Source organism: Salinivibrio sp. IB643 (assembly GCF_001996105.1).
Taxonomy (GTDB): domain Bacteria; phylum Pseudomonadota; class Gammaproteobacteria; order Enterobacterales; family Vibrionaceae; genus Salinivibrio; species Salinivibrio costicola.
This window is the reverse complement of record NZ_MUFF01000007.1, coordinates 75,276-88,455: the sequence shown is the minus strand read 5'-3', so window position 1 is coordinate 88,455 and position 13,180 is coordinate 75,276. Positions and strand designations below refer to the sequence as shown.

Genomic DNA, 13,180 nt, shown 5'->3' with positions numbered 1-13,180 from the left:
CCTATTTACCGACCGGGAACGTCATTTGGATCCGCAGCCCGCCTTCGGTCCGTGATGATAAACGAATATCGCCATGAAGCTGTTCAACAATCCGTTTCACGATCGCAAGCCCTAGCCCTGTTCCTTCGCTACCCCGCGCCGTATCGCCGCGGGTAAACGGCTGGAACAAGGTATTTTCGAGACTCGCATCAATGCCCGGACCATTATCTTCCACCTCCACCCATTGATACGTATGGTCCGCATTGCTACCACACCGCAGCCTTACCCAGCCATTGCCATAACGCACCGCATTAACCACGAGGTTGGTAACCGCCCGTTTTAGCGCCACCGAGTTGGCATATAAATCACCGTGCAGCGATTCTAAGTCCAAGACAATATCAACGCCCATTGACTGCTGATGGTTCGCTACATCGCGACAGATGGTGGATAAATCAACGGGATCCGGATCTTGCTGTTGCACCGCGCGTAAATAATCCATGAATTGATTAATGATCTCATTACACTCTTCCGTGTCTTCGGTGATGCTATCGGCCAAATACGCATCGTCGGATGACATCATTTCAGTCGCCAGTCGAATGCGCGTGAGTGGCGTGCGCAAATCATGGCTGACGCCCGCCATTAACAAGGCGCGGTCTTCTTCGAGTTTACGTATCCCTGCTGACATTTTATTAAAGGCCACGGTTACCGCCTGAATTTCTGACGCCCCCCGGGGTGGGACGGGATCAGGAAAGCGACCATCGGCGACATCGAGCGCAGCCCGCTCCAACGCAACCAGGGGTCGGTTTTGCATCTTAATAAACAACCAGCCGCCGGCAATCACCAACAGCGCAATCACCAAGCTATATTGAAACAGCGGCGCAAAGTCATCTTGATGCAGCTCCGATAAGGGGATCCGCATTAAAAAATCATCAATGGCCTCAAACTTCAGCCATAACACATAGCTTTCTTCGCCACTGACCAGACGCACTTGGGTCTTTGTTCCGAGCTCTTCGCTAATATGTTCGCTTAAGTAGTCAATCTCCATCGCATCTTGGAACGCGCTTGCGCGCTCACTGCTTGGCGCATGCAGGGTTACCCCAATTTGTTCCAGCAATTGTCGGCGCACCGGCTCCCCCAGATGAAGGACTTCACCATCTTTCAGATACCAGTCTTCTTCCAGCATCAAGCGGACTTCAAAGGCTAAAATCTTATTGAACTGCTGCAAGCTCGGCAGCAACGCATAATTAACAATGGTCAGGTAAGAAAAAACTTGGCTGGCAATTAATAAGCCAGCCAAAATCAATAAGGTTCGCGCGAAGCTCGTCCGCGGTGACATCCGCATCGCTACACCTCACCATCAGGCACAAACACGTAGCCGAGTCCCCACACCGTTTGGATATAACGCGGTTTGCTTGGATCCTCCTCGACCATACGGCGTAAACGGGAGATTTGTACATCAATCGAGCGCTCCATCGCTGAGTACTCGCGGCCACGCGCCATGTTCATGAGTTTGTCCCGAGAAAGCGGCTCACGCGCATTGGTCACTAAGGCTTTGAGCACTGCAAATTCCCCCGAGGTGAGTGTCATTGGTTCGTCATTACGAAACATCTCACGCGTGCCCAAATTAAGACGAAACTCACCAAAGGTGACCGTGGTGGAGTCAGCACTCGGCGCGCCAGGCGCTTCTATTGTTTGACGGCGTAAAACCGCACGCACCCGAGCCAGTAATTCTCGCGGGTTAAACGGCTTAGGTAAGTAATCGTCGGCTCCGACCTCCAAACCGACAATTCGGTCAATTTCATCCCCTTTCGCCGTCAACATTAAAATGGGTAATTGATTATTGGCTTGGCGCAAGCGGCGGCATATCGACAGGCCATCTTCCCCAGGGAGCATTAAATCAAGCACCATAAGATTAAAGGCTTCACGCGCCAATAACCGATCCATTTGTTCGGCATTGGCGACACTTCGCACCTGAAACCCTTGCTCGGTCAGGTAGCGCTCTAGCAGTGATCGCAGACGCATATCATCATCCACGACTAGAATTTTATAGTTCTCTTGCATGCTTCGCCCTCAATGCTGTTCGCTGCCTAATCATCAAGCAGCTATTACCGTCATTTGATTGAATTTTGCCACAGTTGTGCGCCAGGCCGCGTGTTTGTCCGCACATAACTGTACGGTAAATTGTTACCGAGTGTTGCCTCGACAAGCTCACTCGCTTCTTGTACTTTCCTGAACAAGGTTATATCGCACGACGCCAGTTGGCCAGTGAAAGGAGAGGTAACGTGAAAACCAAATTGGTGACCCGTGAAGGGTTTAATGCGCTCAAAACCGAGCACGATTACCTGTGGCACGAGCGACGTCCAGAAGTGACCAAAATTGTCAGCTGGGCCGCCAGTTTAGGGGATCGTTCAGAAAACGCGGACTACACCTATAATAAACGGCTGTTGCGGCAAATCGACCGCCGTGTCCGCTACCTGCGCAAGCGGCTGAACGACTTAACCATTGTCGATTATGYGTCCGAGCAAGAGGGCCGAGTGTTTTTTGGCGCCTGGGTCGAGATTGAAAACGAGGCCGGCGACACCAAGCAATTTCGCATTGTCGGTCCCGATGAAATTTACGAGCGTAAAGACTACATTTCGATTGATGCCCCCATGGCGCGCGCGTTATTGAAAAAAGCGGTCGACGATGACGTCGTGGTGTCAACGCCGGAAGGCGAAAAACATTGGTTTATCAACACTATCACCTATCCCAAGCCAGGCAATGATTCAGTCTGAGCATCACTCATCTTGATGACCTTGATGGGAACGAAAAGGAAACACATGCACACATCGATTATCCAAACCCTGGCCCAAGAGCTTAATGTCGCGCCTAGCCAGGTCAACACCGCGGTGACACTGCTGGACGACGGAAACACTGTCCCTTTTATCGCCCGCTACCGTAAAGAAGCCACGCAAGGTTTAGACGATTCGCAGTTACGCACTCTTGAGACCCGTTTGGTCTATTTGCGCGAATTAGACGCTCGTCGTGACACCATCCTCAAATCGATTGACGAACAAGGTAAGCTGACCGAGGGGCTGCGCCGCGATATTGTCGCCGCAGAGAGCAAAAACCGACTGGAAGATTTATACCTTCCCTATAAACCGAAACGCCGGACTAAAGGGCAGATTGCCATCGAAGCAGGGCTGGAGCCTCTTGCTGATACGCTATGGCACGATCCGTCCCAAACACCTGAGACCACCGCCGCACCATTTGTGGCCCCTGATAAAGGCGTGGCCGATACCAAAGCGGCGCTGGATGGTGCCCGAGCGATCATGATGGAGCGTCTTGCCGAAGATGCCAGCCTGCTTGAAACGCTACGCCAATACCTGAAGCAATATGCGGTGCTGCGCGCCACCGTGGTTGCTGGTCAGGAAGACGCCGGTGCCAAGTTTAAAGACTACTTTGATCACCAAGAGTCGATTGCCAAAGTGCCTTCTCACCGCGCGCTGGCCATGTTGCGTGGCCGTAACGAAGGCGTGTTACAGCTGGCATTGATTGCCGATCCGGATCAAGATCCAGCAAGCAAGCAAAGCGTGTGCGAGACCATGATCGCTCAGCATTATCAGCTTTCTTTGGGCAGCGCCCCGGCTGACCGCTGGCGCCAACAAGTGATAGCCTTTGCCTGGCGAGTAAAAATCTTGATGCACCTAGAAACTGAGTTTATGGCTAACCTCAAAGAGCGCGCAGAGAACGACGCCATTGATGTGTTTGCCGCCAACCTCAAAGATGTATTGATGGCTGCACCGGCTGGCCCTCGCTGCACCATGGGGATAGACCCAGGCCTACGTACCGGCTGTAAAGTGGCGGTGGTGGATGGCACCGGCAAACTCCTCGATACCGCCACCATTTATCCTACCGCACCTCGACATGATATAGACGGCGCAAGCAAAGTGCTGCACCGATTTATTAAAAGCCATAACGTGAGTTTGATTGCCGTGGGCAATGGCACTGCCTCTCGCGAGACAGAAAGCTTTGTGACCACCTTGCTCAAGCAGGCTGATTTAAGCATTCAAACGGTGATGGTCAGCGAAGCCGGTGCCTCGGTTTACTCAGCCTCTGAGCTAGCGGCTAACGAGTTTCCAGACTTAGATGTGTCGCTCCGTGGCGCCGTCTCAATCGCTCGTCGCCTGCAAGATCCTTTGGCGGAGCTGGTAAAGATTGATCCTAAGTCGATTGGGGTGGGCCAATACCAGCATGATGTCTCTCAGCACCAACTGGCCAAAAAGCTTGATGCGGTGGTAGAAGATTGTGTCAACGCCGTGGGCGTAGATTTGAATATTGCCTCTGCACCGTTGCTCACGCGCGTGGCGGGCTTAAGCCAAACGATGGCGCACAACATTGTTGCGTTTCGCGACCAAAACGGCCGCTTTAATGAGCGCAAGACACTGCTGAAAGTACCTCGTTTGGGCCCCAAAGCCTATGAACAGTGCGCGGGATTTTTACGCGTCATGGACGGTACCAATCCGCTCGACCGCTCCGGCGTTCACCCAGAAACCTACCCACTGGTCAAACACATCGCCCAAAAGACGGGTAAAGCGGTCGATGCATTAATCGGCAACGGGGGCGTACTGCAAAGTTTAAACGCCAATGATTATGCCAATGACACCTTTGGGGCGATCACTGTCGCCGATGTGCTGAGTGAGCTTGCGAAACCCGGTCGCGATCCACGTCCAGAGTTCAAAACGGCGACCTTTGCCGATGGCATTAATCAAATCAGTGATTTGAAGCCTGGGATGCAGCTCGAAGGTGTGGTGACCAATGTCACTCACTTTGGCGCCTTCGTCGACGTGGGTGTTCATCAAGACGGTTTAGTCCATATCTCTGCGCTGTCGACGCGTTTTGTCAGCGACCCACGTGAGGTGGTCAAAGCCGGTGATGTAGTAAAAGTTAAAGTCATGGAAGTGGACGTGGCGCGCAAACGGATTGGCTTATCGATGCGTCTTGATGATACGCCCGAGGCATCGGAAGCGAACGCGAAAGCGAGGCCGACTAAGCAGCGCGAAAGCAAAGCGCCCAAACAGCAATCATCATCTTCCCTAGGAGGGAGCATGGCCGATGCCTTTGCGCGCGCCAAGCGCTCTTAAAGTCAAAGGCTTCTGGAGTCAAACGCTCTTAAAGTCAAAGGTATATAGAGCTAACCTAATAGTGCCTAACAAATAGCATATTTAGACACTAATGGCCCCGCCAATACTGGCGGGGCTTTTTATATTTTGTCTTAATCAGGACATGGCTTAAGGACTGGATCGTATTAAATCACAATCAATACTTCGGAGGGCATGTTCGCCACGCTTGCCTGCTGGTAGCGCATCGCCACTACCGCACGCGTTTGCTCAAACCGTTTTAGCTGCTCGATTTTTTCTAACACTTCTTCGGGCATTTTTAAGCCCATCGTGTAGCCATTGTCTTGGCGAGCTTGCTCACTGGGATCCGTACGTGCTATGGCATCGATACGGTCTGCGATATTGGCGCCACCGTAGTCGGCATGCGTTAATGAGTCACGCTGATAGTCCAGCGAGTAGTTGGGGTGTTGGGCAGGATCCCAGGATGAACGTCCCAGCTGCTTATCTTGATCAGAAGGGGCTTTACCATTGTCGGGCTCGGGAGATGACTTAGCAGGGACGATTTTTTCGCGCAAGCGGTTGTCCCGCGCAACTTGCTCCGTTGGCGGGTTCACCGATGGCGCGACAGTTGGAATACTGACGCTGGCTGGCGATATGTTCATCTGATGCTACCTCCCACACCAGCTGAAGGCCTAATTGTCAGTGCGGCCTTGTCGTCTTTCTATCAGTTTAGACGATAACCGCGAGTATTGTACCTATTGTACCTAAGGCCGACACAAATTTACCCGCAGTGTACGATAAATCATCGCTTTCTTGGACTTTCTCCGGATGCTCCATCCCCAATGCGCCGTAGGCAAACGACTTGACGGCGGACGTTTCTTCCGGCTCTTTTCCCTCTTGGGCTTTAGCGACCGCACCAGCGTTGGCGCCGTCTTTCACGTCAGCGCCGCCTTTCGCGTCAACACCGCCTTTCGCGTCAACATTATTTTTTGCGGCTTGAGGCGAAGCCGGTTTATCACCTTCTTTGGCCTCATTCGCTTTTGCGACGCGATCCTTAAAAGTATTGACTTTGGACACCTGTTCAGCTTGTTTGTCCGCATTTTGCTGAGGCTGTGCCGGCGTTTTGGACTTCACCGCTTGATGATACGCCGGAGACTGCCCAACGTTACCTACGTTCATTGTGGTCTCTCCTTATGCCAAAACAAGTGACATAGTTAACTTATCGGCAGAACCGTGACAGGATTGAGTCAATTCTGCCAAAAAAAGGATCCGCACTGGCTATGTTGCCGGCAACTTGTTGCCTAAAAAGGCTTTTAGCTTGTCTACCACCGCTTCAGGCTCGGTCACGAACGGCGCGTGAGCACTGTGTGTCAGGACCTCACTGTGTGAGTCCGGAGCCAATGTTGATACCGCATCAGCCACCGACACCGGCACTAAACCATCTAACCGCCCATATATTCTCAACCAAGGCACCTTGATAGCGCCACAGCCCTGACGCAAATCCGTGTCCGCTAACATGGCTAAGCCATCCGCAAGCGCACGAGGGTCCGGTGTTGGCCGCGAAAATACCGCTTGCTTAAGCGCTTTTACGTCTTTTCTCGCGGTTGGTGATCCCATCGCTTGCAGCGCCATAAAGCGCTCAACTGTCAGCGAAAAGTCACGCTCAAGCTGACGAGCAAAGTCACTGAGCACCCCAGATTTAATTCCTCGCCACCCAGGTTCGGCAACAAACTTGGGTGAGCTGGCGATGGTAACTAATCCAGTTACACGTTGTGGCGATAAAAGCGCGGCTTGTGTTGCCACTAACCCACCTAACGACCAGCCTATCCAAGTTGCATCTACTGGTGATTCTTTAAGCAACACTTGTGCCAGATCTTCGATATTAAGCCCCGGTTTTGCCGCGCTATAGCCAAAACCGGGTAAATCAACACAGTGCACCCGAAAGTGTGGTGTTAGGTACGGCAAGATTAATGACCACACTGCGCTGTTCATGCCCCAACCGTGAATGAGAACCAGATCGGGTCCTTGCCCGTGCGACTGCCAATCACATTCCGCCATGTTTACACTGCCTTGATTGCTTTTTACTCAGGACGCTTATGATATCAACAATTATGCCACGGTGCTTTACACGTGTACTGACCCACTGGCGAGGCAAACTCTTGCCCTTACAGTGTCCCGTTTGCCACCTCGCCTTAGGTGCCCATCACTCTCTGTGCTGTGATGCGTGTTGGGATGCCCATCATCAGTGTTTGCTTTGTCAGTGTTGTGGACTGCCTGTTTCACAACCACAAGCACGATGTGGCGCCTGCCTCAGCCAGCCGCCAGCTTGGGACCGCTTGGTTGCTATCAGTGGCTATCATGATCCTCTCCCGCAATTAATTCACGCGTTCAAATACCAAGGAGCCTTCGAGCTGGCATTGCCGTTTGCCCAACAGCTCAGTGATCGTATTCTCACCCCCGCACCGGTGCTGTTGCCGGTGCCGCTGCATTGGCGACGTCGTTGGCAACGAGGGTTTAATCAAAGCCTGCACTTGGCTTGGGCACTTGCCGACAACCTTGATACTCGGGTGGTGGATACGTACTTATCTCGCGCCCGACATACCGCGCCACAACAAGGTCTCAGTCGGCAAGACAGGTTACATAATCTGCGTGGTGCTTTTGCTCTTCATGGCCCGCTCCCCGCTTCTCATGTCGCCGTCGTCGACGATGTTGTCACCACCGGACAAACGGTATCGCAATTATGTCGATTACTGCGCAAAGCCGGTGCAAAGACGATCGATGTTTACTGTTTGGCCCGTACCGATCTACCCTAGCGGTAAGCGTGCTCCCCCTGAACATAAAGTAGCCACATGGTTCAAGGGGTGATAGCCAAAGCAAACCGGAGTACACTGTATAAAACACACTGGATTAGTCAGGTATTTGTCGTGTCAGAAGTCAATATTTCAGAAAATGCACAAAGCCACTTTGTGAAGTTGCTTGAGCAGCAGCCCGAGGGCACCCATATTCGCGTGTTTGTTGTCAATCCAGGCACGCCAAACGCAGAGTGCGGTGTCTCATACTGTCCGCCGGAAGCGGTAGAAAGCAGTGATACCGAGATAAAATTCAACGGTTTTTCTGCGTTTATCGACGAACTGAGTCTCCCTTTTCTCGACGAAGCAGAGATCGACTTTGTCACCGATAAAATGGGCTCGCAGCTCACGCTGAAAGCACCGAACGCCAAAATGCGTAAAGTCGCCGATGATGCACCTTTGATGGAGCGCGTCGATTATGTGATTCAAAGCCAGGTAAACCCACAACTTGCCAGCCATGGCGGCCATGTGAACCTGATTGAAATCACTGATGATTCGGTGGCTATCCTCCAATTTGGAGGCGGGTGTAACGGTTGCTCCATGGTGGATGTAACCTTGAAAGAAGGGATTGAAAAGCAGCTATTGGCTGAATTTAGTGGTGAGCTACACGGTGTGCGCGATGTAACCGAACACGCCCGGGGCGATCACTCTTACTACTAATAGACACCACCACGTTAATAGCAAAACAGGCCATGAGGCCTGTTTTTTGATCACATTAGTGAGTACGGCATTGTTATGCGGTTCTTTTTTTCTTGTGTCTTGGTCGTCTTTCTAGCCGGTTGCTCGAAAGTGACTAAGCAAAACTACGATCAGTTAGCGGTCGGCATGAGTTATGACGTGGTAGTTGCTCACCTTGGCAAGCCAAGCCAATGTGATGACACCATGGGATTAACCCATTGCGTGTGGGGCGGTGATGGCAAACACATTAAGGTCTCGTTTGTCGCCGACAAAGCCACGGTACTGTCGGCAAAAGGGCTTAAGTAGTCCCTCCAATAGCGCCACTTAATAGCGCAACGCGTGGTCGACAAGCAGCACCACAAAGGTCACGAAGATATGCCATATCGAAAACTTAAAAGTCTGCCACGCGATGCCTTTTTGCGACTGGGTTTTCAGTCGCCAAGCATAGCCGACAAAAGCGAGGTTAAGGGCAGTCGCGCCCACCAGATAGAGCCAACCACTCATCCCAGTCAGCCAAGGGAAAATCCCCACCACCACCAGCAATAAGGTGTAAAGCAAAACCATGGTCTGAGTAAAGCGAACCCCGTGGGTGACGGGCAGCATCGGCACATCGGCTTTGGCATAATCATGGCGCCGATGAATCGCCAGCGCCCAAAAGTGGGGCGGCGTCCACGTAAATATAATCATCACCAGCAGCAGCGCATGCGCGTGGACCTCGCCTGTCACCGCCGTCCAACCAAGTAGTGGCGGCATTGCGCCGGCCAAACCGCCAATGACAATGTTTTGCGGTGTCGCGGGTTTAAGCCACTGGGTGTATACCAACGCATAACCCACCAGGCTGGCAAAGGTCAACCACGCGGTGAGCGGATTCAGCCACCAACAGGCAATAAAGCCGCTCACCATCAGTGCCACCGCAAACACCAAAGCGGCGCCTTGACTGACACGGCCTTCAGCAACGGGACGATGGCGAGTACGCTGCATTTTGGTATCAATTTTCCAATCGATCACGTGATTAAACACCGCCGCAGCACTGGCTTGTGCGCCAATGCCAAATAATCCCACTAGCACCGCCGACCAGGGTGGCCAGCCGGGCGTGGCTAAACACATCCCCACCAGCGCGGTGAGAAGCAGCATGGCGACCACGCGCGGTTTGGTGAGCTCGTAATAATCACGCCAATTAGCGCCAGCAGGCGTCGATACATTAGCGGTGCGTTGATACTGTGCCATGGTGAGATCCTTGTCGGGCCGACGGTGAAAGACATAAAAACCGGGAGAGCAGTAATATGGCCAGTAGCGACAATCCACCGAGGTTATGCGCCACCGCCACACTTAGCGGCAGCAACGCGACCACGTTGGTCACGCCCAACGTAATTTGAATCGCCAGCACACCACTCACTGCCATTGCCAGCGTACGCGCCCCAGCACGCCACAGCATCCATGCCCAAGCGAGCACTAATGCGGTGACCACCATGGCGCCGAGACGGTGCGTGGCATGAATGGTCACCCGCTCGGCATGATTCAGTACGCCAAACTGGTAGGTCTCGCTGTGAGGGCTGATAGGATTAAACGCCGAGGGGGTGAAAAGCTGCCACCAAGGGCTTTCGCAGATAGGTAACTGCGTACAGACCGTGGCGGCATAATTTGCTGAGGTCCAACCGCCCAATCCTATCTGTATGATCACGGCGACCACTGCCACACTGCCCACGCGGCGTGCGGGCGGCGATATTTGCATAACGGGCAGCTTGATTGCCCCTGCCAACACCGCAAGCCAAGCCAGCAAACACACCGTAGTGAAGCCACCGAGCAAATGTGCCATCACCACCACCGGCATTAAGCTTAAGGTGACCGTCCACATCCCGAGCGCCGCTTGCATGACTACCACCACACTCAGCAGCGTGGTCAGCGGCCGTAACGCCCGATAATCGGAGCGTCGCCAGCTTATCCAAGTCAACGCAAAAATAGCCAATGCTAAGGTGCCTGCGACATAGCGGTGCAGCATTTCATTCCACGCTTTCGTCACATCCAAGGGCGCGTCGGGGAACCGCAACATCGCCACCGATTGCGCAGTTCCACTGTCGGGCACGCCCAAGTGGCCATAACATCCGGGCCAATCAGGGCAGCCAAGTCCGGCTTCAGTTAAACGGGTGAACGCGCCCAGCCCAACCACCAGCACGGCCAGTATCAGTGTCGATAAGACGGCGAGTTGGTAGCGACGTGTTGCCATAATCAGCCTACCTTAGACAACTTGAGAAGCCGTTTGAGATCGCGCAATAAGCCTTTACCTTGCGCAATCCACTGGGTGTTATCATCACTGACTGGATAGGCCAGCACCACATTGTTCATCGGATCGCTAAGATAAATAGTATTTTTATCAAATGCTTGCTGCTGCCATGCCTGCGCCTGCTCGGTCGTCAAAGTTTGCCATGTCAGTACCTCTGGCGCTTTCGGTGCAGTACTTGTCAGGGCCACGCTAGTGACGCGATCGCGCTCTTTACCCACCGCAATAGGAATTTGCGTTAACTGAAAAAGGGCTTGCTCACATACCAAGTTACACTGTTCTGGCACCCGATAAATCAACCGCCACTGCCCTTGCTCGGGTAACCAATTCAAGGTCGCTGGCTCAGCAAGAAACTGGCCGTAATTGGTGACACCTTTTTGGTACCAACTTTGCTCGAGCACTAATTTGGCCACCACCACCGGCAGTATAAATACCCCTATCAATACCACGACAAGCATGCGTCCTTTCATTCGCACTCCTTCCTTTGTGTTTTGTGCCACCATATGCCCGCACCGATACCGACTGCGAGAGCCATCAGTGCCCATTGCAAGGCATAGCCATAGTGCTTCGTCGGCGGCATCACCACTGGCTGCCACACCGGCCTCACCCCTGCTTGCGCCAAGGCATCCCGGCTCGGCGCTGTCACATCCACCAGTTTTTCTGCCCGTATCAGCCACTGCACCTCTAGCGCGGGTAGTCGTGCCTGCAATGTGGGTAAATCAATGCGTTGTACCCGCACCGGCCAGGTTTGCGTTTCCGTCTGTTGCTTAAGCACAACGCGCTTTGACGGTGTGTCAGCAAATCCGAACAGCTGATAGCGCGATGCTAACGTGGGAACGTCCGGCAATGCACGAAGCGCAGGCGCGGCCATCCAGCCCAATTCAACTAACCACCACTGCGATGGCTGCTGGCTTGGAATAAAAGGAAGAAAAAGGCGATAGCCTACGCGGCCTTGGTGAATCTGATTGTCGAGCCACACGGCGAACTCGGGGCAAAACTGGCCATCGATCACCAGGTATTGCCCTTTTTGCACCGAGCCTGTGAGTGATTGTGGTGTTTGGTTGGCGTCAAACCGTGCCAGATGTTGGGCTTTTTGCGCGCCACGCGTCCATTGCCAATGGCTTAACTTGACGAGCAGCAAGACCACAACCACAGTCAATATCAGAAATCCCATTCGTCGTCCTTGTTTCATACTTACCCATTGCGCGAAGGAGCGCTTATGTTGATCAAAGCCATTCTGATTTGTTTACTGGTTTTTATTTTGTTTAACCTCTTTCGTGCCTTGCCCGTGTTATTAAAAGGCGATAATTCAGTGCCTTTATCCCGTTATCTAGGTCGCCGGGTGCTGTTTTCCGTGATTGTCTTCGTGTTATTGCTGATTGCGCTCTCCATGGGCTGGGTTGCCCCCAATCCGCGCCCATACTGAGTTAAAGAATGTAAACCAACACAAACAAGCACAGCCACACCACATCCACAAAGTGCCAATACCACGCACTGGCTTGAAAGCCAAAGTGATGCTCAGGGCTAAAATGTCCACGCATCACGCGCAACCAAATAACCAAGAGCATTACGGTTCCCAAGGTCACGTGTAAACCATGGAAGCCCGTCAGTAAGTAGAAGGTGTTGCCATACACGCCTGAATCGAGGCGCAAGTTCATTTCTTGATAGGCATGCACATACTCTTCGCCTTGAAAGAACATAAACACCGCCCCAAGTAAGACGGTCGCCAGTAAAAATCCCTTCAGCCGCCCGCGTTGGTTTTTTTCAATCGCAGTATGGGCAATATGGAGCGTGACCGACGAGGTCAGGAGGATCAGCGTGTTAAGCAAGGGCAGTCCCATCGCGGGCATTGCCGTGGTTTCTATCCCGCCCGGTGTGACAGTCAGTGGCCACTGGGCAACAAAATCCGGCCACAATACCGCCGCGGTCATCGCATTATTGCTGGCCCCGCCTAGCCAAGGTACGGCGATAAAGCGGGCGTAAAAGAGCGCACCAAAGAAGGCACCAAAAAACATCACCTCAGAGAAAATAAACCAGCTCATTCCTTGGCGAAAAGAACGGTCCATTTGGGCCGAGTAGAGGCCTTGCATGGATTCGCGGATCACATCGCGAAACCAGCCGGTCAGCATCACCACAATCAGTACGGTGCCCGCCAGCAACAACCAAGGGCCGTATCCCCCAAACAAGCCGCCTACCGTGGCACCGGCCCCTGCCGCAATTAAAAACAGCGCCAGCGCACCGACAATCGGCCATATACTGGCAGCTGGGACGTAGTAACGTTCAGGCGTCGCCATGAT

16 protein-coding genes are annotated in these 13,180 nt (G+C 53.0%); 6 read left to right on the top strand and 10 right to left on the bottom strand.

Annotated features, from left to right (window positions below):
* Nucleotide 1 precedes the first annotated feature (1 nt).
* Nucleotides 2–1,321, bottom strand: a complete 1,320-nt coding sequence (gene envZ / locus BZG77_RS05405) for a two-component system sensor histidine kinase EnvZ (RefSeq protein ID WP_077461487.1) — start codon at nt 1,319–1,321, stop codon at nt 2–4.
* Nucleotides 1,322–1,323: 2 nt separating this feature from the next.
* Complete coding sequence (gene ompR / locus BZG77_RS05400) at nt 1,324–2,040, bottom strand: osmolarity response regulator transcription factor OmpR (protein ID WP_077461486.1); 717 nt, start codon at nt 2,038–2,040, stop codon at nt 1,324–1,326.
* Between the two features lie 221 nt (nt 2,041–2,261).
* Between ompR and greB the strand changes: the two genes are divergently transcribed.
* Together greB and BZG77_RS05390 are read left to right on the top strand one after the other, a co-directional pair.
* The gene (gene greB, locus BZG77_RS05395) at nt 2,262–2,753 is read left to right on the top strand and encodes a transcription elongation factor GreB (protein WP_077646486.1); all 492 of its coding nucleotides are present in this window, start codon (nt 2,262–2,264) and stop codon (nt 2,751–2,753) included.
* Nucleotides 2,754–2,798: 45 nt separating this feature from the next.
* Nucleotides 2,799–5,102, top strand: a complete 2,304-nt coding sequence (locus BZG77_RS05390) for a Tex family protein (RefSeq protein ID WP_077646485.1) — start codon at nt 2,799–2,801, stop codon at nt 5,100–5,102.
* 164 nt (nt 5,103–5,266) lie between these two features.
* Here BZG77_RS05390 and BZG77_RS05385 read toward each other — a convergent pair whose 3' ends face one another.
* The 3 genes from BZG77_RS05385 to bioH form a co-directional block, all read right to left on the bottom strand.
* Complete coding sequence (locus tag BZG77_RS05385; protein ID WP_077646484.1) at nt 5,267–5,740, bottom strand: ATP-dependent Lon protease; 474 nt, start codon at nt 5,738–5,740, stop codon at nt 5,267–5,269.
* A 67-nt stretch (nt 5,741–5,807) separates the two neighbouring features.
* Nucleotides 5,808–6,257 carry a hypothetical protein gene (locus tag BZG77_RS05380; protein ID WP_241844104.1) on the bottom strand — a complete coding sequence of 150 codons (450 nt, stop codon included), beginning with the start codon at nt 6,255–6,257 and terminating at the stop codon, nt 5,808–5,810.
* Between the two features lie 99 nt (nt 6,258–6,356).
* A complete protein-coding gene (gene bioH / locus BZG77_RS05375) occupies nt 6,357–7,136 on the bottom strand; it encodes a pimeloyl-ACP methyl ester esterase BioH (RefSeq protein WP_077646483.1) in 780 nt (259 codons plus the stop codon).
* 38 nt (nt 7,137–7,174) lie between these two features.
* Here bioH and BZG77_RS05370 point away from each other — a divergent pair, with 38 nt between their 5' ends.
* From BZG77_RS05370 to BZG77_RS05360, 3 genes are all read left to right on the top strand, one after another.
* Nucleotides 7,175–7,891 carry a phosphoribosyltransferase family protein gene (locus BZG77_RS05370; protein WP_077646482.1) on the top strand — a complete coding sequence of 239 codons (717 nt, stop codon included), beginning with the start codon at nt 7,175–7,177 and terminating at the stop codon, nt 7,889–7,891.
* 36 nt (nt 7,892–7,927) lie between these two features.
* Nucleotides 7,928–8,587 carry a Fe-S biogenesis protein NfuA gene (gene nfuA / locus BZG77_RS05365; RefSeq protein ID WP_198532389.1) on the top strand — a complete coding sequence of 220 codons (660 nt, stop codon included), beginning with the start codon at nt 7,928–7,930 and terminating at the stop codon, nt 8,585–8,587.
* A 75-nt stretch (nt 8,588–8,662) separates the two neighbouring features.
* Complete coding sequence (locus BZG77_RS05360; protein WP_077646481.1) at nt 8,663–8,911, top strand: DUF3862 domain-containing protein; 249 nt, start codon at nt 8,663–8,665, stop codon at nt 8,909–8,911.
* An 18-nt stretch (nt 8,912–8,929) separates the two neighbouring features.
* On the opposite strand, the gene cyoE is transcribed toward BZG77_RS05360, so the two are convergent.
* From cyoE to BZG77_RS05340, 4 genes are read right to left on the bottom strand one after another with little or no spacing between them, the layout of a single operon-like run.
* Complete coding sequence (gene cyoE, locus BZG77_RS05355; RefSeq protein WP_077646480.1) at nt 8,930–9,832, bottom strand: heme o synthase; 903 nt, start codon at nt 9,830–9,832, stop codon at nt 8,930–8,932.
* Complete coding sequence (locus BZG77_RS05350) at nt 9,807–10,829, bottom strand: COX15/CtaA family protein (protein WP_077646479.1); 1,023 nt, start codon at nt 10,827–10,829, stop codon at nt 9,807–9,809. The genes cyoE and BZG77_RS05350 overlap by 26 nt, the downstream gene beginning before the upstream one ends.
* Before the next feature lie 2 nt (nt 10,830–10,831).
* The gene (locus BZG77_RS05345) at nt 10,832–11,353 is read right to left on the bottom strand and encodes a hypothetical protein (protein ID WP_077646478.1); all 522 of its coding nucleotides are present in this window, start codon (nt 11,351–11,353) and stop codon (nt 10,832–10,834) included.
* Nucleotides 11,350–12,057 carry an SURF1 family protein gene (locus tag BZG77_RS05340; RefSeq protein ID WP_158011418.1) on the bottom strand — a complete coding sequence of 236 codons (708 nt, stop codon included), beginning with the start codon at nt 12,055–12,057 and terminating at the stop codon, nt 11,350–11,352. The genes BZG77_RS05345 and BZG77_RS05340 overlap by 4 nt, the downstream gene beginning before the upstream one ends.
* Nucleotides 12,058–12,102: 45 nt before the next feature.
* Between BZG77_RS05340 and BZG77_RS05335 the strand changes: the two genes are divergently transcribed.
* The gene (locus BZG77_RS05335) at nt 12,103–12,309 is read left to right on the top strand and encodes a DUF2909 domain-containing protein (RefSeq protein WP_077461475.1); all 207 of its coding nucleotides are present in this window, start codon (nt 12,103–12,105) and stop codon (nt 12,307–12,309) included.
* Nucleotide 12,310: 1 nt separating this feature from the next.
* Here BZG77_RS05335 and BZG77_RS05330 read toward each other — a convergent pair whose 3' ends face one another.
* Complete coding sequence (locus BZG77_RS05330; RefSeq protein WP_236719577.1) at nt 12,311–13,177, bottom strand: cytochrome c oxidase subunit 3; 867 nt, start codon at nt 13,175–13,177, stop codon at nt 12,311–12,313.
* Nucleotides 13,178–13,180: the final 3 nt, after the last annotated feature.

Excerpts from the sequence above, each read along its gene's own strand:
- BZG77_RS05380 (WP_241844104.1), bottom strand. The coding sequence starts at position 6,257 with ATGAACGTAGGTAACGTTGGGCAGTCTCCGGCGTATCATCAAGCGGTG.
- BZG77_RS05340 (WP_158011418.1), bottom strand. The coding sequence starts at position 12,057 with ATGGGATTTCTGATATTGACTGTGGTTGTGGTCTTGCTGCTCGTCAAG.
- BZG77_RS05350 (WP_077646479.1), bottom strand. The coding sequence starts at position 10,829 with ATGGCAACACGTCGCTACCAACTCGCCGTCTTATCGACACTGATACTG.
- nfuA (WP_198532389.1), top strand. The coding sequence starts at position 7,928 with ATGGTTCAAGGGGTGATAGCCAAAGCAAACCGGAGTACACTGTATAAA.
- BZG77_RS05330 (WP_236719577.1), bottom strand. The coding sequence starts at position 13,177 with ATGGCGACGCCTGAACGTTACTACGTCCCAGCTGCCAGTATATGGCCG.
- BZG77_RS05390 (WP_077646485.1), top strand. The coding sequence starts at position 2,799 with ATGCACACATCGATTATCCAAACCCTGGCCCAAGAGCTTAATGTCGCG.
- cyoE (WP_077646480.1), bottom strand. The coding sequence starts at position 9,832 with ATGGCACAGTATCAACGCACCGCTAATGTATCGACGCCTGCTGGCGCT.
- BZG77_RS05370 (WP_077646482.1), top strand. The coding sequence starts at position 7,175 with ATGATATCAACAATTATGCCACGGTGCTTTACACGTGTACTGACCCAC.
- BZG77_RS05385 (WP_077646484.1), bottom strand. The coding sequence starts at position 5,740 with ATGAACATATCGCCAGCCAGCGTCAGTATTCCAACTGTCGCGCCATCG.
- BZG77_RS05345 (WP_077646478.1), bottom strand. The coding sequence starts at position 11,353 with ATGAAAGGACGCATGCTTGTCGTGGTATTGATAGGGGTATTTATACTG.
- BZG77_RS05360 (WP_077646481.1), top strand. The coding sequence starts at position 8,663 with ATGCGGTTCTTTTTTTCTTGTGTCTTGGTCGTCTTTCTAGCCGGTTGC.
- envZ (WP_077461487.1), bottom strand. The coding sequence starts at position 1,321 with ATGCGGATGTCACCGCGGACGAGCTTCGCGCGAACCTTATTGATTTTG.
- ompR (WP_077461486.1), bottom strand. The coding sequence starts at position 2,040 with ATGCAAGAGAACTATAAAATTCTAGTCGTGGATGATGATATGCGTCTG.
- bioH (WP_077646483.1), bottom strand. The coding sequence starts at position 7,136 with ATGGCGGAATGTGATTGGCAGTCGCACGGGCAAGGACCCGATCTGGTT.
- BZG77_RS05335 (WP_077461475.1), top strand. The coding sequence starts at position 12,103 with ATGTTGATCAAAGCCATTCTGATTTGTTTACTGGTTTTTATTTTGTTT.